This window comes from Pinirhizobacter soli (assembly GCF_015905305.1).
In the GTDB taxonomy this organism is placed as follows: Bacteria; Pseudomonadota; Gammaproteobacteria; order Xanthomonadales; family Rhodanobacteraceae; genus Pinirhizobacter; species Pinirhizobacter soli.
In genome coordinates this window covers 256,198-279,722 of sequence record NZ_JADZLQ010000004.1, presented here as the reverse complement: position 1 = coordinate 279,722, position 23,525 = coordinate 256,198, and the positions used below count along the sequence as shown (strand labels likewise).

Annotated in this window: 23 protein-coding genes, 1 tRNA gene and 1 pseudogene; 17 read left to right on the top strand and 8 right to left on the bottom strand. The window is 63.7% G+C overall.

What is annotated here, in order from left to right:
- The first annotated feature begins 8 nt into the window (after nt 1-8).
- Nucleotides 9-1,325, top strand: a complete 1,317-nt coding sequence (locus tag NDK18_RS18005) for an ABC transporter permease (RefSeq protein WP_250628569.1) — start codon at nt 9-11, stop codon at nt 1,323-1,325.
- A gap of 148 nt (nt 1,326-1,473) precedes the next feature.
- Nucleotides 1,474-2,625: a trypsin-like serine peptidase gene (locus tag NDK18_RS18000; protein WP_250628568.1), complete on the top strand. Its 1,152-nt coding sequence runs from the start codon at nt 1,474-1,476 to the stop codon at nt 2,623-2,625.
- 37 nt (nt 2,626-2,662) lie between these two features.
- On the opposite strand, the gene NDK18_RS17995 is transcribed toward NDK18_RS18000, so the two are convergent.
- The 3 genes from NDK18_RS17995 to NDK18_RS17985 all read right to left on the bottom strand — a co-directional run bounded on the left by NDK18_RS17995 (nt 2,663) and on the right by NDK18_RS17985 (nt 5,505).
- Nucleotides 2,663-4,102 carry a short-chain fatty acid transporter gene (locus tag NDK18_RS17995; protein ID WP_425600657.1) on the bottom strand — a complete coding sequence of 480 codons (1,440 nt, stop codon included), beginning with the start codon at nt 4,100-4,102 and terminating at the stop codon, nt 2,663-2,665.
- Between the two features lie 104 nt (nt 4,103-4,206).
- Nucleotides 4,207-5,130, bottom strand: a complete 924-nt coding sequence (gene yedA / locus NDK18_RS17990) for a drug/metabolite exporter YedA (RefSeq protein WP_284691345.1) — start codon at nt 5,128-5,130, stop codon at nt 4,207-4,209.
- Nucleotides 5,131-5,253: 123 nt separating this feature from the next.
- The gene (locus NDK18_RS17985; protein ID WP_250628567.1) at nt 5,254-5,505 is read right to left on the bottom strand and encodes a hypothetical protein; all 252 of its coding nucleotides are present in this window, start codon (nt 5,503-5,505) and stop codon (nt 5,254-5,256) included.
- Between the two features lie 78 nt (nt 5,506-5,583).
- Here NDK18_RS17985 and NDK18_RS17980 point away from each other — a divergent pair, with 78 nt between their 5' ends.
- The gene (locus NDK18_RS17980; protein ID WP_250628566.1) at nt 5,584-5,943 is read left to right on the top strand and encodes a Rieske (2Fe-2S) protein; all 360 of its coding nucleotides are present in this window, start codon (nt 5,584-5,586) and stop codon (nt 5,941-5,943) included.
- A gap of 3 nt (nt 5,944-5,946) precedes the next feature.
- On the opposite strand, the gene NDK18_RS17975 is transcribed toward NDK18_RS17980, so the two are convergent.
- The 3 genes from NDK18_RS17975 to NDK18_RS17965 all read right to left on the bottom strand — a co-directional run bounded on the left by NDK18_RS17975 (nt 5,947) and on the right by NDK18_RS17965 (nt 10,341).
- Nucleotides 5,947-7,764 carry an SLC13 family permease gene (locus tag NDK18_RS17975; RefSeq protein WP_250624459.1) on the bottom strand — a complete coding sequence of 606 codons (1,818 nt, stop codon included), beginning with the start codon at nt 7,762-7,764 and terminating at the stop codon, nt 5,947-5,949.
- A 107-nt stretch (nt 7,765-7,871) separates the two neighbouring features.
- Nucleotides 7,872-8,567, bottom strand: coding sequence for a tRNA (guanosine(46)-N7)-methyltransferase TrmB (gene trmB / locus NDK18_RS17970; protein WP_250624251.1), 696 nt, complete (start codon nt 8,565-8,567; stop codon nt 7,872-7,874).
- A gap of 67 nt (nt 8,568-8,634) precedes the next feature.
- Nucleotides 8,635-10,341, bottom strand: coding sequence for a DUF6600 domain-containing protein (locus NDK18_RS17965; RefSeq protein WP_250628565.1), 1,707 nt, complete (start codon nt 10,339-10,341; stop codon nt 8,635-8,637).
- A 153-nt stretch (nt 10,342-10,494) separates the two neighbouring features.
- Here NDK18_RS17965 and NDK18_RS17960 point away from each other — a divergent pair.
- From NDK18_RS17960 to NDK18_RS17925, 8 genes are all read left to right on the top strand, one after another.
- Nucleotides 10,495-10,568: transfer RNA gene (locus NDK18_RS17960), tRNA-Gly, on the top strand.
- A gap of 471 nt (nt 10,569-11,039) precedes the next feature.
- On the top strand, nt 11,040-11,507 hold the full coding sequence (locus NDK18_RS17955; protein WP_250624249.1) for a mobile mystery protein A: 468 nt from the start codon (nt 11,040-11,042) through the stop codon (nt 11,505-11,507).
- 6 nt (nt 11,508-11,513) lie between these two features.
- The gene (locus NDK18_RS17950; protein ID WP_250624248.1) at nt 11,514-12,113 is read left to right on the top strand and encodes a mobile mystery protein B; all 600 of its coding nucleotides are present in this window, start codon (nt 11,514-11,516) and stop codon (nt 12,111-12,113) included.
- 14 nt (nt 12,114-12,127) lie between these two features.
- Entirely contained in the window at nt 12,128-12,565 is a 438-nt protein-coding gene (locus tag NDK18_RS17945; RefSeq protein ID WP_250628564.1) for a GNAT family N-acetyltransferase, read from the top strand.
- Nucleotides 12,566-12,671: 106 nt separating this feature from the next.
- Nucleotides 12,672-13,121: an ATP-dependent zinc protease family protein gene (locus NDK18_RS17940; protein WP_250624246.1), complete on the top strand. Its 450-nt coding sequence runs from the start codon at nt 12,672-12,674 to the stop codon at nt 13,119-13,121.
- Between the two features lie 108 nt (nt 13,122-13,229).
- Nucleotides 13,230-14,150: a 30S ribosomal protein S6--L-glutamate ligase gene (gene rimK / locus NDK18_RS17935; protein ID WP_250624245.1), complete on the top strand. Its 921-nt coding sequence runs from the start codon at nt 13,230-13,232 to the stop codon at nt 14,148-14,150.
- Between the two features lie 274 nt (nt 14,151-14,424).
- The gene (locus tag NDK18_RS17930; protein WP_250624244.1) at nt 14,425-15,111 is read left to right on the top strand and encodes a response regulator transcription factor; all 687 of its coding nucleotides are present in this window, start codon (nt 14,425-14,427) and stop codon (nt 15,109-15,111) included.
- Nucleotides 15,095-16,378 carry a sensor histidine kinase gene (locus tag NDK18_RS17925; protein WP_250624243.1) on the top strand — a complete coding sequence of 428 codons (1,284 nt, stop codon included), beginning with the start codon at nt 15,095-15,097 and terminating at the stop codon, nt 16,376-16,378. Before NDK18_RS17930 ends, NDK18_RS17925 begins: the two co-directional genes overlap by 17 nt.
- A 91-nt stretch (nt 16,379-16,469) precedes the next feature.
- On the opposite strand, the gene NDK18_RS17920 is transcribed toward NDK18_RS17925, so the two are convergent.
- Nucleotides 16,470-17,333, bottom strand: a complete 864-nt coding sequence (locus NDK18_RS17920; RefSeq protein WP_250628563.1) for an aldo/keto reductase — start codon at nt 17,331-17,333, stop codon at nt 16,470-16,472.
- 138 nt (nt 17,334-17,471) lie between these two features.
- On the opposite strand from NDK18_RS17920, the gene NDK18_RS17915 reads away from it, so the two are divergent.
- The 5 genes and pseudogenes from NDK18_RS17915 to NDK18_RS17895 all read left to right on the top strand — a co-directional run bounded on the left by NDK18_RS17915 (nt 17,472) and on the right by NDK18_RS17895 (nt 21,117).
- Nucleotides 17,472-17,654 (top strand): DUF1737 domain-containing protein, encoded by a 183-nt coding sequence (locus NDK18_RS17915; protein ID WP_250628562.1) that lies wholly within the window; start codon nt 17,472-17,474, stop codon nt 17,652-17,654.
- A 97-nt stretch (nt 17,655-17,751) separates the two neighbouring features.
- Nucleotides 17,752-18,031: pseudogene (locus NDK18_RS17910) on the top strand (type II toxin-antitoxin system RelE/ParE family toxin).
- Nucleotides 18,032-18,043: 12 nt separating this feature from the next.
- A complete protein-coding gene (locus tag NDK18_RS17905) occupies nt 18,044-18,337 on the top strand; it encodes a HigA family addiction module antitoxin (protein ID WP_345777088.1) in 294 nt (97 codons plus the stop codon).
- 133 nt (nt 18,338-18,470) lie between these two features.
- Nucleotides 18,471-20,660 carry a penicillin acylase family protein gene (locus NDK18_RS17900; RefSeq protein WP_250628560.1) on the top strand — a complete coding sequence of 730 codons (2,190 nt, stop codon included), beginning with the start codon at nt 18,471-18,473 and terminating at the stop codon, nt 20,658-20,660.
- Between the two features lie 40 nt (nt 20,661-20,700).
- Nucleotides 20,701-21,117, top strand: coding sequence for a DUF1801 domain-containing protein (locus NDK18_RS17895; protein ID WP_250628559.1), 417 nt, complete (start codon nt 20,701-20,703; stop codon nt 21,115-21,117).
- 3 nt (nt 21,118-21,120) lie between these two features.
- Here NDK18_RS17895 and NDK18_RS17890 read toward each other — a convergent pair whose 3' ends face one another.
- Nucleotides 21,121-22,461: a glycoside hydrolase family 2 gene (locus NDK18_RS17890; RefSeq protein ID WP_250628558.1), complete on the bottom strand. Its 1,341-nt coding sequence runs from the start codon at nt 22,459-22,461 to the stop codon at nt 21,121-21,123.
- A gap of 73 nt (nt 22,462-22,534) precedes the next feature.
- Between NDK18_RS17890 and dusA the strand changes: the two genes are divergently transcribed.
- Nucleotides 22,535-23,515 carry a tRNA dihydrouridine(20/20a) synthase DusA gene (gene dusA / locus NDK18_RS17885; RefSeq protein WP_250628557.1) on the top strand — a complete coding sequence of 327 codons (981 nt, stop codon included), beginning with the start codon at nt 22,535-22,537 and terminating at the stop codon, nt 23,513-23,515.
- Nucleotides 23,516-23,525 lie beyond the last annotated feature (10 nt).

Below are 23,525 nucleotides of genomic sequence, written 5' to 3'. Positions count from 1 at the left end.
AGAACCACATGCGATTCCTGATCAATCTTGGTTTGCTTATCCTGCTGGTGGCGGTGATCGTCGGTTGGATCTTCCTGCCCTGGTACCTGGCGCTGGCCCTGGCCGTCGTGCTGGCGGCGTGGCTGTTGTTTACCCGCAGCGGCGGGCAGGCGGCCTCGGTCACTGCCGTGGGCGTAAGCACGCTGCGCCAGCGCTTAGGTTCGGCATCGGTCATCGTCATCGGCATTGCCGGCGTCGTGGGCGTGTTGGTGGCGCTACTGGCCATGGCCGAAGGCTACAGCCAGACCCTGCGCAAGACCGGCAGCGCCGATACCGCCATCGTCATGCGCGGGTCTTCGGCTTCGGAAGTGATGTCCGTGCTCGATCGCGACAGCGTCGTGCTGATTCCGCAGGCCGAGGGCATCGCGCAAGATGCGCAAGGAAAGCCCATTGCCTCGCCCGAGCTTGTCGTGGCGGCGAACCTCCCCATCAAGGGCGGTGCCGCCGACGAGGAAGGCAGCGTGCAGTTACGCGGCGTGGGTGAACAGGCCTGGGCGGTGCGCCCGGAGGTAAAGATCATCCAAGGCCGTAACTTCAAGCCCGGCATGCGCGAACTCATCGTGGGCAAGGGTGCGGTGAAGCAATTCGCCGGGATGGTGCCGGGCCACGAGATCCGCCTTGGCAACCAGGCCTGGACGGTCGTGGGCATCTTCGCCGCCGACAACGCGATGGATTCGGAAGTGTGGGGCGATGCCGCCGTCGTTGCCGATACCTACCGCCGCGGCAGCAGCCGCGCATCGGTCACGGTGAAGCTTGCCGATCCGTCGAAGTACGAGGCGTTCAAATCCTCCCTGGAAGGCAACCCGCAGCTGAAAGTGGACGTGGACACCACCCTGGATTACTTCAACAAGCAGTCCGAGGGCACGGCCAAGGTGATTCGCATCATGGGCATCGTGGTGGGCCTGATCATGGGCATCGGTGCCATGTTCGGCGCGCTCAATACCATGTTCGCCGCCGTGGCCGCCCGTGCACGGGAAATCGCCACGCTACGCGCCATCGGTTTCCGCGGCTTGCCGGTGGTGGTGGCGATCATGCTCGAAACCATGTTGCTTGCACTGATCGGCGGCGTCATCGGCGGTGTGCTGGCCTGGCTGATCTTCAACGGCTATAGCGCATCGACACTGGCTGCAGGCACCGTGGGGCAATTGAGCTTCGAGTTGAAGGTGACCGGCGCACTGCTGTGGACAGGCGTCAAGTGGGCACTGGCGATCGGCTTCATCGGCGGCCTGTTCCCCGCGGTGCGTGCCGCTCGCTTGCCGGTGACGACAGCCTTGCGAGAGCTGTAGGCCTGCATCGGCCAAACGAAGGGCAGTAAAGGTTATTCCGGCGGGGCATGATCCATATGGTTAACGAGCGGAAGGCCGATACGCCGGTCTGAACTCCAGGAGCATGTTGGTGGGGCGCAACAACGCGCCCCACCTCCTGGAGAAATTCATGCGATCCACCAGCCTTTTTCGTCTTTCTGTAGCCATGCTGTCGATAGCCGGCGCTGCTTCGAGCTTCGCCGAGACCGCCGAGCCGACCTTGCCCTCACCTGTGCGCGTGGCCGACATCGAGGAGGCACGACAGGTGCTGAGCGGTTGGCTGGCGCCCGGCTATTTCCCATCCACCGTTGTGTCGCGTCCGGGCGCTACCTTCCTCCGCCTGCATTTTTCATCGGTGTACCTTCCCGAGGGTGCGTGGGTGGAACTGGCCAATGCCTCAGGCGAAGTGGTTGATCAATTCGATGCCAACGACGTAGCATCGGGAAGTGGCGAGGATGGTTACTACGCCAAGTCGGTCGAAGGCGACGCCACCACCGTCACCGTGCGCCACGACGGAAGCAACACTGGCCGAGCCTTCGCCCTGGTCGTCGATCGCGTCGATGTCGGCTTCGCTCCTATCACCGGGTTCGCGGTCATTGGCGCCGACCAGCGTGAACGTCCTGCTTGCGTGCTGGCCACAGATGCAACCATGTATCGCCGCTCGCAGGCCGTTGCGCGGGTCTACGGCTCCGGTTACGTGGCCACGGCGTGGCGGGTGGGCGCAGAAAACCGCATGCTTACCAACCATCATGTCATCGGCAATCAACAGAACCCGGCTGATTTTGAATTCTGGTTTGGCTACGAGCACGCCGCGTGCGGAGGTAGCGATGCCACCACCCAGGGCACCAAGGTGCGTGGAGGCCAGCGCCTGGTGGGGGATGCGGGTCGAGACTTCCAGCTGTTCACGCTCAACGATGCGGAATTTTCGTCCGGCAAGGTGGCAAGGTATGGCTACCTCGGCCTGGATGTCACGCCGCTGGCGGTGGGCCAGCCCGTATATATTCCCCAGCACGGCGGCGGACGTCCGAAGCAGATTGCCCGCACGGACGATTCGCAGCGCGCCTGCAGCATCGCGTCGATCGCGGGCAACATGAGGCGCTATACGTGCGATACCGAGGGCGGCAGCTCAGGTTCCCCCGTGATCGATCGCCAAAGCCACCGCGCGCGCGTCCTACACAATTCAGCCATCGCCGGCAGCAACCAGGGCAATGCCATCGAGGTGATCTGGCCGACCATCCGGCCTTACTTTGCCAATGGCCAGGTGCCGTCCGGCAGCAACTAACCAAAAGTTCCCTTGGGTGGGTGGTTGCGCACCTGCCTCAGGGAATCACCGGCGGCACGTAGTGCAGCGTCGTGCCCAGCAGCCACAACAACCCCAACACCAGCGGGATGTGCACCAGTAGCTGGATGAAGGTAAAGCCCACGATATCCCGCGCCTTCAGTCCCAGTACGCCCAACAGCGGCAGCATCCAGAACGGGTTGATCAGGTTCGGCAGCGCCTCAGCCGCGTTGTACACCTGTACCGCCCAACCCAGGTGGACGTGCAGGTCGTTGGCGGCCTGCATCACGTACGGCGCCTCGATCACCCACTTGCCGCCTCCGGAGGGCACGAAGAACCCCAGCACCGCGGAGTACGCGCCCATCACCAGGGTGTAGGTGTCATGCGAGGCCACGTGGACGAAAGCGTTGGCAAGGTGGTGAGCCAGGGTTTGACCATCGGCACCGCGGGCCTGGGTAAGCAAGGCCGCGATGCCGCCGTACAGCGGAAACTGGATCAACACACCAGACGTGCTGGGCACGGCGCGCGCCACTGCGTTCAGGAAGCTTCGTGGACGCCAGTGCAGCAACATCCCCACGGTAAGGAACAGCAAGTTGTAGGTGTTGAGGTTGGCGATGGCCGTGACCACCGGCTTGGCAACGAACTCGTGCACCAGCCAACCCAGCCCCAGCAGCCCCACCACGACCGACAGCAAGGGACTGTACTCGAGCCATTCGCCGGGCCGCTCGCGCGGTGGCAGCTTCGGCGTGGCATGGTTTGAATCCACCACGAATTCGCTCGCCGTACGGGCATTGGCGTCGCCCGGCGCCGTAAGCCAGCACACGATCAGCGACACTACGATCAGGCAGATGAGCAACACCTGCGACTGCCACAGGAAGATCGTCTGCGAGAACGGCAACACGCCGGTGATGGCTAACAGCCCCGGCGGCATGCTGGCGGGATTGGCCTGCAATTGAGCAGCCGACGAGCTAAGGCCCATGGCCCATATGGCACCCAGGCCCAGGTACGCCGCAGCGCCCGCGGCCCGGTAGTCGATTTTCAACTCCTGCCGCCGGGCCAGCGCCCGTACCAGCAGGCCGCCGAAGACCAACGAGAAACCCCAGCTCAAGAGCGATGCCAGCATGCTCACCAGGCCCACGTAGCACACCGCCGAACGGCCACTTCGCGGTACACGGGCCAGGAAATCGATGAACCGCGCCACCACCGGCGCCGTGGCCACCACGTAGCCGCCGATCACGACAAAGGCCATTTGCATGGTGAACGGGATCAGGCTCCAGAAGCCGTCGCCGAAAGCGGTGCTAGCCGATCCCACGCTGCGCGGCAGCAGATCGATGAAACCAGTCGCGGCGCCAGGGCCGGGCAGGGCGCCCATCACGATCGCGGCGACCGCAACCACGCCAACAGCAAGGGCTGCGAACACCCAGGCATCGGGAAACCATCGCTCGGCCCAGGCGGCGCAACGCAACGCCGCGCGGGCCAGCAGTCCTTCGCTTTCCGTCGTCAAACGTGTTTCCCCTTGCGGCGGTGGCATGCCGGACATGGTCGCGCCATGCCTGGTTGTCCCGCAAGCCAAGCTTGCTGGTTTTACCGGGCGCGCAGCAGCGTGATGATGCCCACGCCCACCAGGATGATCGCCATGCCGGCCAGGTCGAACGGGCCCACGGTTTCACCTGCCACCAGCACGCCGAACAACACGGCGACGGGCGGGTTCACGTAGGCGTAGCTGGTGGCCACGGCCGGACGCACCGTCTTCAGGACATAAAGGTAGGCACTGAAGGCGATGATGGAGCCGAATACCACCAGGTACGCCAGGGCAAGCGTGGCGCGCAGCGTGGGATGGGCGGGCATGCGCTCGCCCAGCGCAAGCGCGAAGATGATCAGCACGACGCTGGCGCAGGTCATCTGCGCGGCAGTGTTCATCGGCCCCGATGGCATGTCCTGTCGCTTGCTCCACACCGAACCAAAGGCCCAGGCGCTGGCGGCGAAAATCAGCGCGATCGCGCCGATCCGCGAGCTCGACAGGCCGCTGCCCAGGTTCAGCACGATCACGCCGATGAAGCCCACGGCAAGGCCTACCGTTTCGCGCCGCGTCGGCCATTGCCCGTACATCCCCGAATACACCGCGGCGAACAGCGGCATGCTGGCCACGGCTACCGCCGCGATGCCGGAGCTCACGCTGCCTTCGGCAAAACACACAAAGCCATTGCCCATGCCCAGCAGCAGCACGCCGGTGATGGCCGCGTTGCGCCATTGACGCGCCGTCGGCAGGGCTACCCCGCGCACCACCAGGACGGCGAGCAAACCCAGGCCTGCAATGAGGAAACGGATGCCCGACAGAAGGAACGGCGGATAGCTTTCCAGCGCGAAGCGGATTCCAAGGTAGGTGGAGCCCCAGATCACATACAGCGCGAACATCGCCAATGGCACCAGCCACGGGCGTGCCGGCACGGGCTGGCCGGGCGTGGCAACCGCGTTGTGCGGGGCGGGGGCGGTGACGCGGGAATCCATGTCGTCTTTTTCTGGGGAATTCGAATGAGCACCATAGCGACGCCGCGCACGTCGCGGTAGCGCGGCGATTGCGCGGCAGCCATCAATCTGGTTCAAGGCACGGCGGACACCGTGCCGGCGGCATCAGCCGTTGCGCAATACCACGTATTCGCCTTCCAGCACGTTGGCTGGACGCTGGGTACGTGCCGCCTGCGGCTGGCGGGAGAGCTTCCAGTGACGTACGGCCATCAACACGCCGCCACCGACAACGAGCACGCCCAGGACCACCACGCCAAAGACCATCAACACGCCGACCACGGCAAGGCCCGCAAGCACCGACAGGGCACGGATGAGCGGGTGGCGGGAGCGGCGAATGGGCTGGAAATTGAAACGCATCGTTAAAAATCCGTATGGCACAATGACGGGTTCATCGAACTGTCACCTTGGGGCCAAATGCCCCGTGAGGCAAGTGCCATGGTTAGTATTTCCCCCGGCCAAACCCTGTGTTTGCTCGAGGACATTCCCGACGGCGGCGCCATCGCCGTGGATGCGGTGCTGGCCGACGGCGAGGACTCCATCATCGTGCTGCGCGAAGGCGGCCATGTGCGCGCCTACCTCAATGTCTGCCCGCACGCCGGACGCCGGCTTGATTGGGCGCCGGGACAGTTCCTGGTCAAGGCCGGCGTGCTGGTGTGCGCAGCGCACGGCGCGAGTTTCGCCACGGCCAGCGGCCTTTGCACCATGGGACCTTGCCGCGGCGAACACCTGCGAAAGGTCGAAGTGCACGTAAGCGAAGAATCAGTGGTGCTCGGACGCGGCGCGGACGCGCTGTAGGCGCTAGCGGTACATCAGGTTGATGCACACCAGGGTAAGCACCAGCACCATGATCGTCAGCGGCAGGCCGGCGCGCAGGAAATCCTTGGCGCGATAACCGCCGGGGCCCGCCACCATCATCAGCGCCGGATGGCCCGAGGGCAGCAGGAAGGTATTGGACGAAGACACCGCCACGATCAGCGCATAGGCCGATGGATTGCCGCCGGTGGTGACTGCCACGCTGATGGCGATGGGCACCATCATCACCGTCGCGCCCACGTTCGACATCACCTGCGAGAAGATCAGCGTGAGTACCGCGATGGACAGCTGCAGCGTCCATTGCGGCGCGCCGCCAAGCACGTGCAGAACCTCCTGGGCAATCCATGAGGCGGTGCCTGTGGAATCCATCGACCAGCCCAGCGGGATAAGACACGCGGTAACGAAGATGGTCTTCCAGTTGATCGCCTTGTAAGCCTCGTCCATGTTCAGCACGCCGGTCAGCAGCATGCCGACGGCGCCAGTCATCATGGCGATGGAAAGGTCGAGGTTGGTGAACAGGGCCAGGCACTTGGCCAAGGTGAAGAAACCCACCGCCTGCCAGATCTTGCCGGGGCGTTGTTCTTCCTTGGGGATGTCGGTCACCACCACCAGGTCGCGGTCTTCCTGGGCCAGCAGCAGATCGCGCCAGTTGCTGTGCAACACCAGCGTGTCGCCAGCGCGCAGGCTTACCGAGCGGACGTCTTCGCGGAAGACCTGGTCTCCGCGATTGACCGCCAGCACCGAGATGCCGAAGCGCTTGCGCAGGCGCAGCTCGCCCACCGACTGCTTCAGGAACCTTGAACTGGGCGGGATCACCGCCTCGGAAATACCCGCGCGACTGGAATTGAACTGCTCGCCCAGCTGGCGCATGCGCGTGGACACGCGGCAAAGCTGGTTGTTGGCGAAAGCGTTCACTTCATCGCGCGGACCCAGCACGCCAAGCACGGTGCCCACCCAGATCATCTGGTCCGACGGCGGCGCCATGCGCGCCTCGTTGCCGTTCTTGATGGCTAGGATCAGCGGCGCGCCATGCAACTGCTCGGTTTCGCCGATGCTCATGCCCACCAGCGGGCTCTCGGCGGTGACGGTGAGTTCGGCAGGTTCGCCGGCAATGCCATAGGTGTCGGCGAAGTAGCTTTCCGTACGGCCGGGCGTGACCTTCAGGCGGTCATCCTCGCGGTCGGGCAGGAGCTTTCGGCTGAAGAAGTAGAAGAAGGCAATGCCTCCTATCGCCAGCACCAGGCCCACGGGCGTGACGCTGAACAGGCCAAACTTGGGGATGGTGTGCGCACCCGGCGGCAGGTTGGCATTGGCGCTGGCGATCAGGTCGTTCAGCACGATCAGCGGGGAGTTCGCGATCAGCGTGGTGTTGGTGCCGGTGAGGATGCAGAATGCCATCGGCAGCAGCAGGCGGGACATCGGCACGCCCGTGCGCGCGGAAAGGCGGCTGGTGACCGGGATCATCAGCGCGGCCAGGGCCTGGCTTGGGATCAGCGCACTGAAGAGGCTGGTGACACTATTGACCACCACGCCCAGGCGCGATTCCACGCCCCGCGCCATGCGCATCACGAACGAAGCGGTGAGGTTGAGCACGCCCGCGCGGTCGAGCCCTGCGCCCATGATCATGATCGCGATGATGGCGATCACGGCGTTGCCGGCGAACCCCTTGAAGACCTGCTCGCCGGGGATCAAACCGGTGAGGCCGATGGTGACCACCACCAGCAGGGCCACCAGGTCGGCGCGGATCCACTCCAGCACCAGCATCAGCATGGTGAAGCCCACCAGCCCGAGCACGAGGATCATTTCGGGGGTGAGGGTCAATGCCACGTGCCGGCAATCCTGGCCAAGGCGAAGGAAGGTTCGTGCCGGTGAGTATACGCGCGGCTACCGACTCCTGGCTGACTTGGCGCTCAATTCGCGTCGTACAGAAAATCCCAGACGCCGTGCCCGAGCTTCAGGCCCCGCCGTTCGAAGTGCGTTTCGATGCGCCAGTCCGGCCGCGGTGCCACGGCTCGCGGCCCCAGGCGATTGGTCCAAGCCGGTGCTGCTTCCATCACCTCGAGCATGTGATCAGCGTAGTCCTGCCAGTCGGTGGCCAGGTGCAGCAGGCCGCCGCGGGCCATGCGCGTGGCAAGCATGGAGATGAAGTCCGGCTGTATCAGGCGGCGCTTGTTGTGGCGCTTCTTGTGCCAGGGGTCGGGGAACCAGATGCGCACTTCCGAGAGCGACCCGGCGGGGATCTCCCGCTCGAGCACCTCCACCGCGTCGTGTTTGTAGATGCGTACGTTGGAGGCATCGCGCGCGGCAAGGGCGATCATCAGCCGGCCCACGCCCGGGCCGTGTACTTCCACGCCGAGGTAGTCACGCGCCTGGTCGTGTTCGGAGGCCCAGGCCAGGGCCTCGCCATTGCCGAAGCCGATCTCCAGCACACGCGGTGCCTGGCGCCCGAAGGTGGTGTCCAGGTCACGCGGCTGGCCCTGGTATTCCAGGCCGAAGCGCGCCCAGTGGTCATCGAAGGCGCGCTGCTGGGCGGGGGTCATGCGGCCTTCGCGCAGAACGAAGCTGCGGATACGCCGCATGACCGGCGATGGGGTGTCGTCGCTCATCGGGCGGCTCCGATGCGCTGGGAGGAATCGATCTGCATCAGGCCATTGTAGCGGCCGAAGGCCATGCTTACCGAACGGTGCCCATCCCGGAGTTGCCGCCCTTCGAGCCGTTGCCGTTGCCATTTCCGTTGCCAGAGGGCCTGGATTCGGCGGTACGCGCCGGCACGCTCATGCGTACCTGGTTTCCAGGCGCCGGTTGTACCGGCGGTGGGCGTTGCCAGCCACCGCGGTTGCCATTGCCGTCGCCACGTCCGTTGCCGCCTTGCCAGCCATTGCCGTCACCACCTCCTTGCCAGCCACGTCCGTTGTCGTTTCCATTGCCATTGCCATTGCCATTGCCAGCTTGTGCACCATCTCCAGGCCGGTCGATGGGGCGGCTCATGTATTGAACCTCGGGCCTGGCACCGCCGCCCATATTGCCGCGGTATGTATGGACCTCGTCACCGCGGACGCGTGGCACGAAGCCCGAAGCCTGCGGCATGTCGTCGGTGGAGACGACGCGGGACCGTGATTCGCCGGCCTGCCGCACCTGCTCCGGTGTTGGCGCGATGAAGCTCAGGCCCGGGCGCGCACTCGCGCCGGCGTCGGGGTTCATGCGCCGCACCGTGGAGACGATCGTGGGCGGGTTGCGGTCAGGTACGCGGATGACATCGACATCGCGTGGCCTGCCGTCATGACTGTGCGTCGGCCATGGCCTCGCGTCGCCGATCGCGGGGCCGTTGGGTTGGGCCGCATGCTGCTGGAAGCGCCGGATTTCCGGGAAGCTCGATACCGGTGCGTTGGCGGCAGCCCACGATTGCGCGGGACGTCCGTGGCCGGGCGGTGGCGGTACCTGGGCGGCCTGGAAGCCCGGGTCGTGCAGGCGGCGGCGCCCGGGCACCCAGCCCCAACGCCCATGGCGGTGCGTCCAGGTCCCATAGTGGAACGGCGCGAAGCCCCACGGCTGGTCGCCGACATAGGTCCAGCCCCAGGGATCGACATAGTCCCACGAGCCGGAATCGTAGGGTTGCCAGTCTTGCGCCACGTCGTTCGGGTACCACACCGCGCCGTCCTGCGGATCTTCAGTCCAGGTCCCGTAGTGATCCAGATCCTGGTAGCCGACGGTGTCCGATGACACGTACTGCGTGGTCGCTGGCGCCACGAAGCTGCCGTCGCGGCCGACCGCCCAGGTGTCGAAGGCATCCGATGGCGGTAGTCCGCTCACTGCCAGCGCCGTCAGCGTGGCGTTGTCGAAGCGATAGCTTTGTCCGCCCTTCAATGCCAGCGGTCCTGCCGCCTTGCCGTAGGCAGAGGCACTGCCTTCGCGCAACTTCACCGCGGTATAGGCTTTGCCGGCCTCGAAACGATAGCGGCCCGGCTTGTCGATCAGCACGGCCACCTTGTCGGTATCGATTTCCAGCGTCTGGCCCGGGTTGAGCGTACGCACGCTTACCTGCAGCACGCCCGAAGGCAGGGCGAAGCGGGCCTGCGCCGGGGAAAGCGACGACACCCCCAGTTCGCTGGTGCCACCCAGCCGCAGCACCGTGCCGCCGAGATCCACCTCGGCCAGCGACGAGCCCTTGGTGGCCAGGCGTTCGCCCTGGGCCAGCGGACGATTGCGCTGGGCCGGTTCCCAGGGGCCGGCGCCGTTGGCAAACAGCGAAGCGTCGCCGTGCACATAGGAAATACGCGCCACTTGCGGGGAGGTCGTGGTGGTGTCCTGGGCGCGCAGCGCGCCGGTGGCGAAGAGCGCTGCAAACGCTACGCCAAACAAGAATCTTTCCGAAGCGGTCATCTGGGCCTCCATGGCGGCAATGCCCCCGCATCGCGCCGCTGGGCGAATTATGCGCTTGCGTCGCGGCAGTCGGCATGTGCCCAGGGTCGTCGTTCAGCCACCATCGGGCCAGTTCCACCCCGCCGCATGCATGGGGTACCATCCCTCTCCCACGCGGGTGTAGCTCAATGGTAGAGCTGTAGCTTCCCAAGCTACTGACGAGGGTTCGATTCCCTTCACCCGCTCCAGTCCTTGCGGCTGTGATGGATGGTGGTCGAGGTAGTCGAAGCCGCCGTATCTTTTGGCGATGTGGTCATGCATCACATCGACCCGATACCGAACGCTGTTAAATCCCTGGACTCTTCGGCAGCCGTCTTCAGTCTGGCCTTCCTGCCAGGCGCGCTCGGTACCTGATCTTCCAGCCTCATGGTCAGGGCCGCTCCAAACTTCTCCAGACACGCATCGTTCAAGCACCTGGCGAACGTCGATTTCGTCATGGATCGCCAGCGCGGGTGCTGGACGGGTTTGGTCGACTTTTGAAATCTCGACTCTCGATGCAGTGCTAATTTCCATCTCCTGCATAGACTATAAGCAGTGATTACTCGGGAAAAAATAGACTAAAGGCTATTAAAAGATAAACATTGATAGCTTTTAAGCTATTTAAAGTTGAATATTCATAGTCTTTAGGCTATATTTCAGCTTATGCTGAGGTAAAAGCCATGAAAACGAGTCGAAAAACAGCGGCTGCAACCCGGAAACACCTCGATCCTCGGCTGGCCGAGCTGCGCTCATTGCGAACGATCATGGCGCGGCCCAACCAGGGCTGGATCAGGAGCATCCGACAGGCGCTGGGAATGACAGCGGCCGATCTGGGGCGCCGCATGGGTATCACGCAGGTATCGGTCAGCAGGATGGAAGCATCGGAGATCGGTGGCTCGATTCAACTGGACTCGCTGCAACGTGCCGCCGCAGCGATGAATTGCACGGTCGTCTACGCCCTGGTTCCCAATCCACCTTCGCTGCAGAGCATCGTGGAAGAACAGGCCAGGCGTGTCGCCCTGAAACATCTGGTTCCGATCGAGCACACGATGCTCCTGGAGAACCAGGCCATTGATGGTGTGGCTCGCAAGGAGGTCCTTGAACGCCACATCCAGATGGAAATGGAAGGCCGTGACCTTTGGAAGTGATTACGTGTGAGTGACCTGTTCGACTTCGATGAAGGACAGACACCTCTCACCGATGAGGAGCGCAGGGGATTGAAGCCCGCCTTCATCACCTTTCGTCATGAACTCAATGCCGCCGAGCAGGCAAACATCCTCGCAGCGTCCGTAACGTTACGGAAGCGGGCGCAACGACTGGGTGCTGCGGACCTCGCCGACGAGGCATTTATCTGCAATGCCCATAAGGCCATGTATGCGGACGTCTGGAGATGGGCTGGCAGTTACCGGACGACGGACCGCAACATCGGCGTGGAAGCCCACGTTATTCGCGTCCAGATGCGCCTTTTCACCGACGACGCGCGACTCTGGATCAACGAGGGCGTGTTTCCTCCGGATGAACTCGCCGTCCGCTTTCATCATCGCCTCGTGGCCATCCATCCGTTTCCCAATGGAAACGGCCGGCTCTCACGCATGATGGGCGACCTGCTCGTCGAAAGCCTCGGGCGAGGGAAATTCACCTGGGGCGCGAATTCACTGACGGAGCCGGGCGCCACCCGATCGGCTTATATCCGTGCACTGCAAGCTGCGGACAGGCACGACATCACGTCCTTGCTACAATTTGCCCGGTCGTGAGCCATGCTCAACATATGCTAGCCATCACCCCACTGACGACAATCACGTCGGGACTGAACGATCTGGAGCGCGAGGCATCCGGTCAGGGCTTCAAGTTTGTCAGCCGGTTTGTCAACGACTGGCACGCTGCCGTCAACCGGTTCGACAAGGCGGGTGAACGCATCCTCATGGCGTCATGGAGTGGGAGGGCGGTAGGCGTTGGCGGCTTGAATGTCGACCCGTATGTCTCGTCGGCGCGCATCGCACGACTGCGGCATCTTTATGTCGCCGGCGACTTCCGGCGGCGGGGTATCGGCGAAGCGCTGGTGCTAGCCCTCCTCGAAGGAGCGGCGCTGCATTTCGACAAGGTTCGTCTGCGGACCGATACGCCTGCGGCCGCCTGTTTCTACTTGCGCCTCGGCTTCGAGGGTGTCGATGACCCTATGGCAAGCCACGCCAGGATGCTCGGCTAGCGAATTTCATCCTTCCTTCGCCCAGCTGTCTAATTGAAGGGGTATCCTTCGCACCCCAGCTCCCCGGACCCTCCCGGATGCGCCTCCCCAACCCGACGGCATTCCCATGACCGAAGTCATCACCCTCGGCTGGCGCGAGCGCCTGGCGCTGCCGTCTTTCGGCATCGGCTCGCTCAAGGCCAAGCTCGACACCGGGGCGCGGTCCAGTTCGCTGCACGTGGAATCGTTGCGGGTGGCGGAAGAGGGCGGGGACACCTGGCTCGATTTCGATGTACGCACCGGGCGGCGCAGCCATCCAGTGCTGGTGCCGTGCCGCGCCATGGCCACCGGGCGGCGGCGGGTGAGCGATTCGGGTGGACACGCCAACATGCGCTGGTTCATCCGCACCGAAATCGAGATCGCAGGCCTGCGGTTCGAGATCGACCTGAACCTTAACGACCGACGGCACATGCTGTTCCCGCTACTTCTGGGTCGCATGACCCTGCTCGATCGCATCCGCGTGGATCCGGCGCTTTCGTATACCGCGAGCCTACGGGGCGTTGTCGGTACGGGGTGAGGCCGCTGCCCCATAATCGTCACCATCGCGCGACCTCGGCGCGCTAGCATCGACATCATTCGATGCCCCGCCTGGCGGGGCATGCCGCCCCATCGGAGTTCACCGGCTTTGAAAATCGCCATCCTGTCGCGCAATGCGCGCCTGTATTCCACGCAACGGCTGGTGGAAGCGGCGCGCAAGCGCAAGCACACCGTCAAGGTGATCGACCCCCTGCGCTGCTACATGAGCATCGGGCCGCAGTCGTTCGCCATGCATTTCAAGGGCAAGCCGCTGGGCCACCTGGATGTCGTGATCCCGCGCATCGGTACCTCCAGTACCTTCTACGGCACCGCGGTGCTGCGCCAGCTGGAACTGATGGGCGTGCATACGCCCAACCCGTCCGACGCGGTGCTGAGGGCCCGCGACAAATTGCGGTCGCTGCAGCTGATGGCGGCCCAGGGCGTGGACATGCCCAAGACCGCCGTGGGCGACAATCCCGACGACACCGCCGACCTCCTGGACATGCTGGGCGACCCCCCGCACGTGATCAAGCTCAACGAGGGCACCCAGGGCCAGGGCGTGGTGCTGGCCGAGAAGCGGGCGGCTTCGCAAAGCGTGATCGAGGCCTTCCGCGGCCTGTATGCCAATTTCCTGGTCCAGGAATTCGTCCGCGAGGCCAATGGCCAGGACCTGCGCTGCTTTGTCGTGGGCAATGAGGTGGTCGCCGCCATGCAGCGTTCCTCCGCTCCCGGGGAATTTCGCGCCAACCTGCACCGCGGGGGCACCGCCGAGGCGGTGGAGCTGACCGACGAGGAGCGCCGGGTGGCCCTGAAAGCCGCCGCCACCCTGGGCCTGGGGGTGGCCGGCGTCGACCTCCTGCGCTCGGCGCGGGGGCCGCTTTTGCTGGAAGTGAACGCCTCCCCGGGCCTGGAAGGCATCGAGGCCAGCACCGGGGTGGATATCGCCGACGCCATCATCCGGCACTGCGAGGCCGGGGCCGGTACCGAACGCATGGCCCCGCCCAAACGCCGCCGCAAAAAAGCCGCTTAACGGCCATTTAAACGGGCTGGGTATATAACGTCCCCATCGGGGTTCGAAAGGCAATCCCAGCGGTTGCCGTCTTCTGGGCTTTCGGTCATCGGGGCAGTTCTTCTTTGGCCCGGGCGCCATGGCGCCCGGGCCTTTCTTTATTTTGCGTCCCGTTCATTTATGTGACTGTGCGGGCCACGCGACAAACGTTAAGCTTCGTGGCAGCGGGGTATTTGCCCCCTCCGGCCTAGCCCCAAGGGGCAACCGCGCCGCCATCGGACATCGGAGTGCCCGCATGCGTGTTCTGGTAATCGAAGACAACAACGACATCGCCACCAACATCGGCGACTACCTGGAAGACCGCGGGCATGTCGTGGATTTCGCCGGCGACGGCGTCACCGGCCTGCACCTGGCCGTGGTGCACGATTTCGACGTGATCGTGCTGGACCTCACCCTGCCTGGCATGGACGGCCTGGACGTGGCCCGCAAACTACGCCACGAGGCGCACAAGCAGACGCCCGTGCTGATGCTCACCGCGCGCGACGCCCTCGAGCAGAAGCTCACCGGCTTCGAGTCGGGTGCCGACGACTACATGACCAAGCCCTTCGCCCTGCAGGAACTGGCAGCCCGCCTGGAAGTGCTGGCGCGCCGCGGCAAGGGTCCGCAAAGCCGGGTGCTGAAAGTAGCCGACCTCACCTACAACCTCGACACGCTCACCGTGTCGCGCGAGGGCAAGCCCATCCAGTTGAATCCGATCGGCCTGAAGCTGTTGCAGGCGCTGATGGAAGCAAGCCCGTCCGTGGTCACGCGCCAGGATCTCGAGCAGCGCGTGTGGGGCGAGGAATTGCCCGACTCCGACTCCCTGCGCGTGCACATCCATGGCCTGCGCGCCGCCATCGACAAGCCGTTCGAGAAGCCTCTCATCCACACCCGCCACGGCATCGGGTACCGCATGGTCGATCCGGATGCGGTCGCGGCGTAAGCTCCGCTTCCGGCTGATCGTCACCTTTGCGCTGTTCGGTTTCGGACTCAGTGCACTCTTCGCCTTCGCCGCGCTCAACATCCGCGCGAGGGTCGAAGAACAGCTGATCAATTCCTCGCTGCAAGACGAGGTCGATCACCTGAACGCCCAGGTGCTGGCCAACCCCGGCGCGCCCGTGGCGTTCGAGATCGTCAAGGCGCAGACGGCAAGCGACCGGTTCCTTTACAAGGTGCCGCTGTCGTGGCAGAAGCTCGGCACGGGCGTGCATGACCTCTTCGAGCCAGGCCCCGACGGCAAGACCCACCACTACAAAGTGGCGGTGCGGCGCAAGGACGGCATCAACAACTTCCTGCAGTTCGATGTCTCGCGAGACGAGCTTGGCAAGCAACAGCTGTTGATCAGCGTGATCGGCGCGGTGTTCATCTTTGGCCTGCTCTCGCTTGGCCTGGGCGTGTGGTTGTCTTCGCGCGTGCTGCGGCCGGTCACCGACCTTGCCCGCCGCATCCGTGAATTCCGCCGTGCCGGCAAGGCCGAGCCGCTGGCGCTGCATTTTGCCGACGACGAAGTGGGCGAGCTGGCCGTGGCGCTGGACGACTACGCCGCCCGTCTTACATTGATCGTGGAGCGCGATCGGGAATTCAATTCCGATGTCAGCCATGAATTGCGCACCCCGCTGGCGGTGATCGCCAGCACCACGGAACTGCTGCAGGGTTCGCCTGATCTCACCGACAAGTTGAGCGAACGCTTGAAGCGCATCGAACGCGCCTCACGCCAGGCCACGGAACTGATCGAAGCCTTGCTGCTACTCTCGCGCGCCGAACGCCGCGGCCCCACGCGCGGTGAAACCACCGATGTGGCGAAGGTCGCCAGCGACGTCATCGAGAGCCAGCGGCCGCAGATGGGTGGCAAGCCGATCGAGATCGACCTGCTGGTGGCCGACCCTGTCACGGTCAACGCGCCGGCTTCGGTATTGTCAGTAGCGCTGACCAACCTGATCGGCAATGCCATCAAGTACACCATGCAGGGCAAGGTCACAGTGCGTGTGGGCGACAACCGCATCGATGTTTCCGATACCGGGCCGGGCATCCATCCGGACGATGCGGAGAAACTCTTCCAGCGCGGTATTCGCGGCGAAGGCGCCGGCGGCAGCGGTGCAGGACTGGGGCTTGCCATCGTCAAGCGGCTTTGCCACCTCTACAGCTGGGATGTTTCGCTGCGCCCGCGTGAAGACGTCACTGGCGTGGTCGCCACGGTGCGCTTCAGCTGATGCTTGCCGGCTGTTGCCGCAGGCGGCGTGCGCGGCCTTGAAAAAGAAAGGCCCGGCCAAATCGACCGGGCCCTCGCGTTCCTTCGAGTGCCTACTTTGCGGCGTGTTCGAGCGCCTTGAAGTCTTCGTCGTTAAGTTCGATCGAGGCGCCGCCGACGTTCTCGACGAGATGGTCGACACTGCCGGTGCCGGGGATCGGCAACATCACCTTTGACCGCTTCAGCAGCCACGCCAGTGCGACCTGGCCATTGCTGGCCTTCAGCTTCGAGGAAATCTTCGACAGCACCGACCCTTCCGCGGCCAATTCGCCGGCAGCCAGTGGGTACCACGGGATGAAGCCGATGTTGTTCGCGTCGCAGTAGTCGAGCACTTCCTCGCTCTGGCGGTTGCCGAGGTTATAGAGGTTCTGCACGGTGGTTACCTTGAAGTACTTCCCGGCGGCCTTGATCTCCTCGACGTTCACTTCCGACAAGCCGACATGGCGGATCAGCCCTTCGGATTGCATGGCCTTGATCACGTCGAATTGTTCGTCGCGAGGCACCTTCGCGTCGATACGATGCAGCTGCCACAGGTCGATGCGTTCCACGCCCAGCCGGCGCAGGCTCGTCAACACGCACTGGCGCAGGTATTCCGGACGGCCCAACGGGGCCCAGATGTCCGGGCCGTGGCGGGTGAGGCCACCCTTGGTGGCGACCAGCGTGCCTTTGTACGGATGCAGCACCTCGCGGATCAAGTCCTCGCTGACATAGGGACCGTAGCTATCGGCGGTGTCGATGAAATTCACGCCCAAGTCGGGCAGTTTTTTCAGCGTGGCGCGGGCTGCAGCGGGATTGGCAGGCTCCCCCCAGATGCCTTTGCCGGTGATGCGCATGGCGCCGAAGCCCAGGCGATTTACCTCGATGTCGCCGCCGATGCGGAATTGGCCGGAATGCTTGGCGTTGTTTTGGTCGGACATGGCTGGGCTCCTAGGAAAAAGGGGGGAAACCCTCCAAGCGTAATCCCTGGACTGTTGCAGTGCCGTCACGGCCGCTGTGCAGCTGCGTCAAGAGTGCGTGCCTGCCACGCTACAATCAGCCAACCAACAGGACGTCCAATGAACCCGCAGCCACCGAACGACCTTCCCGTCTATCGCCTCCTTACCGGCAAGGACGACGCTGCGTTCTGTCGCAGCGTCTCCGAGGCCCTTGCGCTGGGCTACCAGCTGTACGGCTCGCCGGCGATGACCTTCAACGGCACCGATACCATAGTGGCACAGGCGGTTCTCTGGGGCGGCTAGCCGGTACGTCGAGCCAGACCAGGGACATCTTGCTATGCGGCCCTGCCGTCGGAAGTCGCTTAGTTGCTATCGATCGTTTATCGATATACGATAAATCCTGATAAGGAGCTTCGCCGATAGGGACATGGAACGTCTCTTCGCTGGACTGACAGTCCGGCGTTGGTCGAGGCTGTCGCAGGTTGCCCGAAGAAAGCTGGTGCAGCTACATGCATCGGCAACCCTCGATTTCCTGCGTGTGCCGCCGGGGAATCGATTGGAGGCGTTGCGAGGTGATCGCGCGGGGCAATACAGCATCCGTGTCAAATGATCAGTTTCGGCTTTGTTTTCGATGGGTCGACGGCGATGCTTTTGACGTCGAGATTGTTGACTACCACTGAAGGAGGTTTGTAGTGGCCAGGCTTCCTCCCCCTGTTCATCCTGGTGAAGTGCTACGCGAAGAGTTCATGCGTCCGATGGGACTGTCCAGCAATGCGCTGGCAGGCGCCTTGCACGTTACCGCCGCACGGATCAATGAAATCGTCAACGAAAAGCGCGGTATTACCGCGGACACCGCGCTCCGCCTGGCCCGTTATTTCGGTACCGATGCCCAGAGCTGGATCAACCTGCAGAATCACTACGAACTCGAATGCGCCACGCGCGCGATCGGGGCGCAACTGCGCGCCATTCGGCCGCGCGCGGCCTGATCCACCTCGTCGCGCGGTAAAAAAGGCGGTCCCGCGCCTGGCGAATTAGCCGTCGGCGAGTGTGAATTCCAGCACTTGACGCACCCTCGAGGCAGGCGGCTAGTATCGGCGATCCGCCCAGGGGAAGGCACCGATGCCAGCTTGCCGCCACGCCATGCTCGTGTTGTCGCTCGGCGGATTACTCGCTGCGTCAGGCGTCCGCGCCGCCGATAACGATCCCACACGTTGGCAGCGCGAAGCCAAGGCGATCACCATCACTCGCGACGACTGGGGCATCGCTCACGTCCATGGCAAGCGCGATGCCGATGCGGTATTCGGCATGGCGTATGCGCAAGCCGAGGACGACTTCAATCGCGTCGAGACCAATTACCTCACATCACTGGGCCGTACGGCCGAAACCGAAGGCGAATCAGCGCTGTGGCAGGACCTGCGGCAGAAACTCTTCGTCGATCCTGCAACGCTAAAAGCCGACTACGCGCGAAGCCCTTCGTGGCTTAAGGCATTGATGGTTGCCTGGGCCGACGGGCTCAACTACTACCTGGCAACGCATCCGGACGTGCATCCACGGGTGATCAGCCACTTCGAGCCGTGGATGGCCTTGAGTTTCAGCGAAGGCAGCATCGGCGGCGATATCGAGCGCGTGTCGACCAGGGATCTGCAGGCTTTCTATGGCAAGGATCCCCAGGGCGCGCTGGCTCAAGTGTCGCCCCCGTCCAGCTGGTGGGAGCCCACCGGCTCGAACGGCATCGCCATCGCCCCGAAGCTCACGGCGGATGGCCACGCCTTGCTCCTGATCAATCCGCATACCTCGTTCTTCTTCCGCTCCGAGTTGCAGATGTCCAGTAACGAAGGACTCGATGCTTACGGTGCGGTCACCTGGGGCCAGTTCTTCATCTACCAGGGCTTCAACAAGCACATCGGCTGGATGCACACCTCCAGCGGGGTCGACGTGGTGGACGAGTTCGCCGAGACGATCCAGCGCAAGGACGGCAAGCTGTTCTATCGCTACGGCAACGACATGCGTCCCGTGACCTCGCGCGATATCGTGGTGCCCGTGCGCTCGGCGGACGGCTCACTCGCGGAACGCCATTTCACCGTGTACGCCACGCATCACGGTCCCATCGTTCGTGCGCAGGGCGACAAGTGGATCGCCGTTTCATTGATGAACAAGCCGCTGGAAGCCTTGCAGCAAAGCTGGCTGCGCACCAAGGCCAACGACTATGCGGCCTATATGAAGGTGGCGGAGTTCCGGGCGAATTCGTCGAACAACACCATCTACGCGGACGACAAGGGCAACATCGCCTATCTGCATCCGCAGTTCATTCCCAACCGCGACGACCGCTTCGACTACACCAAGCCCGTCGATGGCAGCGATCCTGCGACCGACTGGAAAGGGCTGCTTCCGCTGGACAAGGCGCCGCACCTGTTCAACCCGCCGACCTGCTGGATCTTCAATACCAACGACTGGCCCTATTCGGCCGCAGGACCCGATAGTCCAAGGCAAGCGGACTATCCGCGCTATATGGACTCGGTGGGCGAGAATCCTCGCGGCCTGCATGCGACCCGCGTGCTGACCGGCCGGCGCGGCTTCACCATGGCCTCGCTGATCGATACGGCCTTCGATCCGTACTTGCCGGCGTTCGCGCGCCAATTGCCCATCCTGATCGCCGACTACGATGCGCTGCCTGCCAGCGATCCGTTGAAGAAGCAGCTTGCCGGACCGGTGGCGCTTCTGCGCACGTGGGATTACCGCTGGGGGATCACGTCCATGCCGACCTCGCTCGCCGTGTTCTGGGGCGACATCCTCTGGGACAAGGCCAGCAAGCTTGATACGGCCGAAGGCCTGTCCGTCTACGATGTGATGGCCGAGAAAGCCGGATCGCAGGTTCGCCTGAACGCGCTGGCCGAGGCGGCTGACCGGCTGGAGAAGGACTTCGGCAGCTGGGGCGTACCCTGGGGCGAAGTCAATCGCTTCCAGCGTGTCGACGGCGCGATCAAGCAGCGTTTCGACGATACACAGGCGAGCATCCCGGTGCCTTTCACCTCGTCACGCTGGGGCTCGCTGGCCTCGTTCGGTGCGCATCGCTGGCCGGGCACGAAGCGTTACTACGGCATCAGCGGCAACAGCTTCGTCGCCGTGGTGGAGTTCGGCGACAAGGTGCGCGCACGGGCGATCACCGCCGGCGGCGAAAGCGGTAATCCCGCTTCGAAGCATTTCAACGACGAGGCCGAGCGCTACACCACGGGCAACCTGCGCAAGGTGTATTTCTGGCCTGAGGAATTACAAGGGCATGTCGAGCGGACGTATCATCCGGGTGAGTGAGCGCGACAATGCCCGATAACGAGGCTTGGGAGGTCACACCATGAAGAAGCCAGCTTCGATCGATGCCGCCACGGCGTCGAAGTTGATTGACCAGAGGATTGCCGAGCTTGGCGACTGGCGCGGGGACACCCTGGCCAGGATGCGCAAGCTGATTCACCAGGCGGCGCCCGATGTGGTGGAGGAATGGAAGTGGATGGGCACGCCGGTCTGGTCCCTGGGTGGGATCATTTGCACGGGCGAGTCCTACAAGGAAAAGGTGAAACTGACCTTCGCCAAGGGCGCGTCGCTCAACGATCCTGCCGGACTGTTCAATGCCAGCCTCGAAGGCAATGCCCGCCGCGCGATCGATATCGCCCAGGACGGGAAGGTGGACGCCAACGCATTCAAGGCGCTGATCAAGGCCGCCGTCGAACTCAACGCGAGCGGTAAAAAGGCTGCTTCGCGCCGGCCGAAATAATCCTTATTCCGTGGGCTGCCTTCTTCGCGCATAGCCCACGGACCGCATCAAGATCAGCAGGAACAGAAGTGGGATGAAGAGGGCGTACGCATACTGGCCCCTAGCCACGCCAGTTCCATAAGGAAACCAGATGCCTGGAACGCCCTGCGCGTTGAGCTCCGTGGCGAACAGGCCAATGCCGACCAGGATGGCCGCGAGCGCTGCCAGGTAGGTGGACGGTTTGGCAAGTCGGATCACGCCCAGCCCAATGATCCATAGATAGAGCGCGGCAAAGGCCACGCGTACGCCTTCGACCATCGTGTCGGCAGCCACTTTGAGACCCTGGGGCGCGTCCGGCATGAACCACGGACGGCCAAGCAATGCGAAGACCAGGTAAACCACGGTGAGCGCGCTTACAAAGTAGCGCAGCCATGAATACTTGTTCACGCTGAACCAGTCCCGCCAAGCCAGTGTCCATGCTGCCAAAACCAGAGGCCTGAGTATCACGGTGGTCCCGATGTCAGAGAAGCGCGAACTCAAGACGTCCGACCAGTAAAACACCGCCTGATTGGCACGCAGCAGCGCAAGTAGAATCAGCGCGGCAGCCAGCCACCGATAAGTATCTTCGGTTCGGCACGAAATCAATCCGATAACCATCAGTGCAAGCAGGACGAACGCGACCGGCTCGACCGCATCCACCACATAGCCCTTGAATGTCTGCAGCCATTGCACTTGATGCAGCAGATCAATGCCGGCTGCGTCGCCGATGATGGGCGCGACATGGATTCCGCCGTTGTCTTCGCCCGCATCAAGGGGATCCATCCACACGCGAAAGGCAATCAGGTAGGTTTTCGGGCCGTCCGATGATGACGACGGCAGGGGAAATATACTTGGTCGCACGCCGAACACCGTTGGCCGCGTACCGGAGAAATCACCCGATCCTCCTAACAGTTTTCCGTCCACATAAAGTTGGTAAGTCGAATCGACCAGGGTCGGCCCCGCCAGGTGAAGCGGAGCGTCCGTGCCGCTATCCACGCTGACTTTCATTCGATACCACGCATAACCCGTATACCCCGCATGGCCGCGCCGGCTCCATCCAGAGACGTACCCGGGTAGCCCGACGTCGCCATCATGTGCGCCCGGCGCAGGCGTGAGGTCCACGGTTTCCCATGCGCTGTCATCGAAATCCGTTGAAGACCAGCGAGGATCGTCGCCAACATGGAATCGCCACGGTCCATTCAAGGGGACGGTCGAATGACCAAGGGTGACGTGTGCGACCTGGGTGGGCTCTGCGAACGCGAGGCGACTTCCGGCGATTAAAACCAAAGCCATGCAAAGGAAAGCCAGAAGCCCTGAACGCCTCATCACAAGATTCTCCTTGGGTTTCGGGGGCGAAGCATAAGCGATGGTCAGGGAGGGGGCAGCTATAATATTTCCCATGCACGTCCCCGATCCCGCCGCCTACCGCCTTACCGTCGCCCCCATGATGGACTGGACCGACCGCCACTGTCGGTACTTCCATCGCCTGCTATCGCCCCATGCGCACCTCTACACCGAGATGGTGACCAGTGCGGCGCTGGTGCGTGGCAACCAGGTGCGGCTGCTCGAGCACAGCCACGAGGAACACCCCGTGGCCCTGCAACTGGGTGGCAGCGACCCGGCGGAGCTTGCCGCCGCGGCGCGGATGGGCGCGGCGGCCGGTTACGACGAGATCAACCTCAATGTCGGCTGTCCGTCCGACCGGGTGCAGTCCGGGCGTTTTGGCGCGTGCCTGATGCGCGAGCCGGCCCTGGTGGGCGAATGCGTCCAGGCCATGGCCGCGGCCGTGGATATTCCGGTGACGGTGAAATGCCGTATCGGCGTGGACGACCAGGACGAACACGCCGACCTCCAACACTTCACCCGCACCATGGTTTCCGCCGGCGTGCGTGTGCTGGTGGTCCATGCCCGCAAGGCCTGGCTGCAGGGGCTCAGCCCCAAGGAAAATCGCGAGATTCCGCCGCTGGACTATGGCCGCGTTTATCGACTGAAGCAGGAATTCCCGGACCTCATCATCGTGATCAACGGCGGCATCACCACGGTGGAGCAGGTGCAGGCACACCTTGGGCGCGTGGACGGGGTGATGCTGGGGCGCAGCGCGTACCACGACCCCTACCTGCTGGCCCAATGCGAGCAAGCCCTATACGGCACGCCGCTGCCAGGCAAGGTCCAGGTGCTCGAGCATCTGCGCATCTATATCGAGGCGGAAATGGCCCGGGGCACGCAGCTCAAGCACATCAGCCGGCATATCCTCGGGCTTTTTCAGGGCGAGGCCGGCGCAAGGCAATTCCGGCGCACCCTGAGCGAGGGCGCTCACCTGGAAGGTGCTGGCTGGGCACTGGTCGAAGCCGCCATGGCACCGTTGCGCCAGGCGGCCTGACCGGGCGACG

Coding starts and splice junctions, on each gene's coding strand:
- NDK18_RS18005 (WP_250628569.1), top strand. CDS start 9: ATGCGATTCCTGATCAATCTTGGTTTGCTTATCCTGCTGGTGGCGGTG.
- NDK18_RS18000 (WP_250628568.1), top strand. CDS start 1,474: ATGCGATCCACCAGCCTTTTTCGTCTTTCTGTAGCCATGCTGTCGATA.
- yedA (WP_284691345.1), bottom strand. CDS start 5,130: ATGGATTCCCGCGTCACCGCCCCCGCCCCGCACAACGCGGTTGCCACG.
- NDK18_RS17985 (WP_250628567.1), bottom strand. CDS start 5,505: ATGCGTTTCAATTTCCAGCCCATTCGCCGCTCCCGCCACCCGCTCATC.
- NDK18_RS17980 (WP_250628566.1), top strand. CDS start 5,584: ATGGTTAGTATTTCCCCCGGCCAAACCCTGTGTTTGCTCGAGGACATT.
- NDK18_RS17975 (WP_250624459.1), bottom strand. CDS start 7,764: ATGATCCTCGTGCTCGGGCTGGTGGGCTTCACCATGCTGATGCTGGTG.
- trmB (WP_250624251.1), bottom strand. CDS start 8,567: ATGAGCGACGACACCCCATCGCCGGTCATGCGGCGTATCCGCAGCTTC.
- NDK18_RS17965 (WP_250628565.1), bottom strand. CDS start 10,341: ATGACCGCTTCGGAAAGATTCTTGTTTGGCGTAGCGTTTGCAGCGCTC.
- NDK18_RS17955 (WP_250624249.1), top strand. CDS start 11,040: ATGAAAACGAGTCGAAAAACAGCGGCTGCAACCCGGAAACACCTCGAT.
- NDK18_RS17945 (WP_250628564.1), top strand. CDS start 12,128: ATGCTAGCCATCACCCCACTGACGACAATCACGTCGGGACTGAACGAT.
- NDK18_RS17940 (WP_250624246.1), top strand. CDS start 12,672: ATGACCGAAGTCATCACCCTCGGCTGGCGCGAGCGCCTGGCGCTGCCG.
- NDK18_RS17930 (WP_250624244.1), top strand. CDS start 14,425: ATGCGTGTTCTGGTAATCGAAGACAACAACGACATCGCCACCAACATC.
- NDK18_RS17925 (WP_250624243.1), top strand. CDS start 15,095: ATGCGGTCGCGGCGTAAGCTCCGCTTCCGGCTGATCGTCACCTTTGCG.
- NDK18_RS17920 (WP_250628563.1), bottom strand. CDS start 17,333: ATGTCCGACCAAAACAACGCCAAGCATTCCGGCCAATTCCGCATCGGC.
- NDK18_RS17915 (WP_250628562.1), top strand. CDS start 17,472: ATGAACCCGCAGCCACCGAACGACCTTCCCGTCTATCGCCTCCTTACC.
- NDK18_RS17900 (WP_250628560.1), top strand. CDS start 18,471: ATGCCAGCTTGCCGCCACGCCATGCTCGTGTTGTCGCTCGGCGGATTA.
- NDK18_RS17895 (WP_250628559.1), top strand. CDS start 20,701: ATGAAGAAGCCAGCTTCGATCGATGCCGCCACGGCGTCGAAGTTGATT.
- NDK18_RS17890 (WP_250628558.1), bottom strand. CDS start 22,461: ATGAGGCGTTCAGGGCTTCTGGCTTTCCTTTGCATGGCTTTGGTTTTA.
- dusA (WP_250628557.1), top strand. CDS start 22,535: ATGCACGTCCCCGATCCCGCCGCCTACCGCCTTACCGTCGCCCCCATG.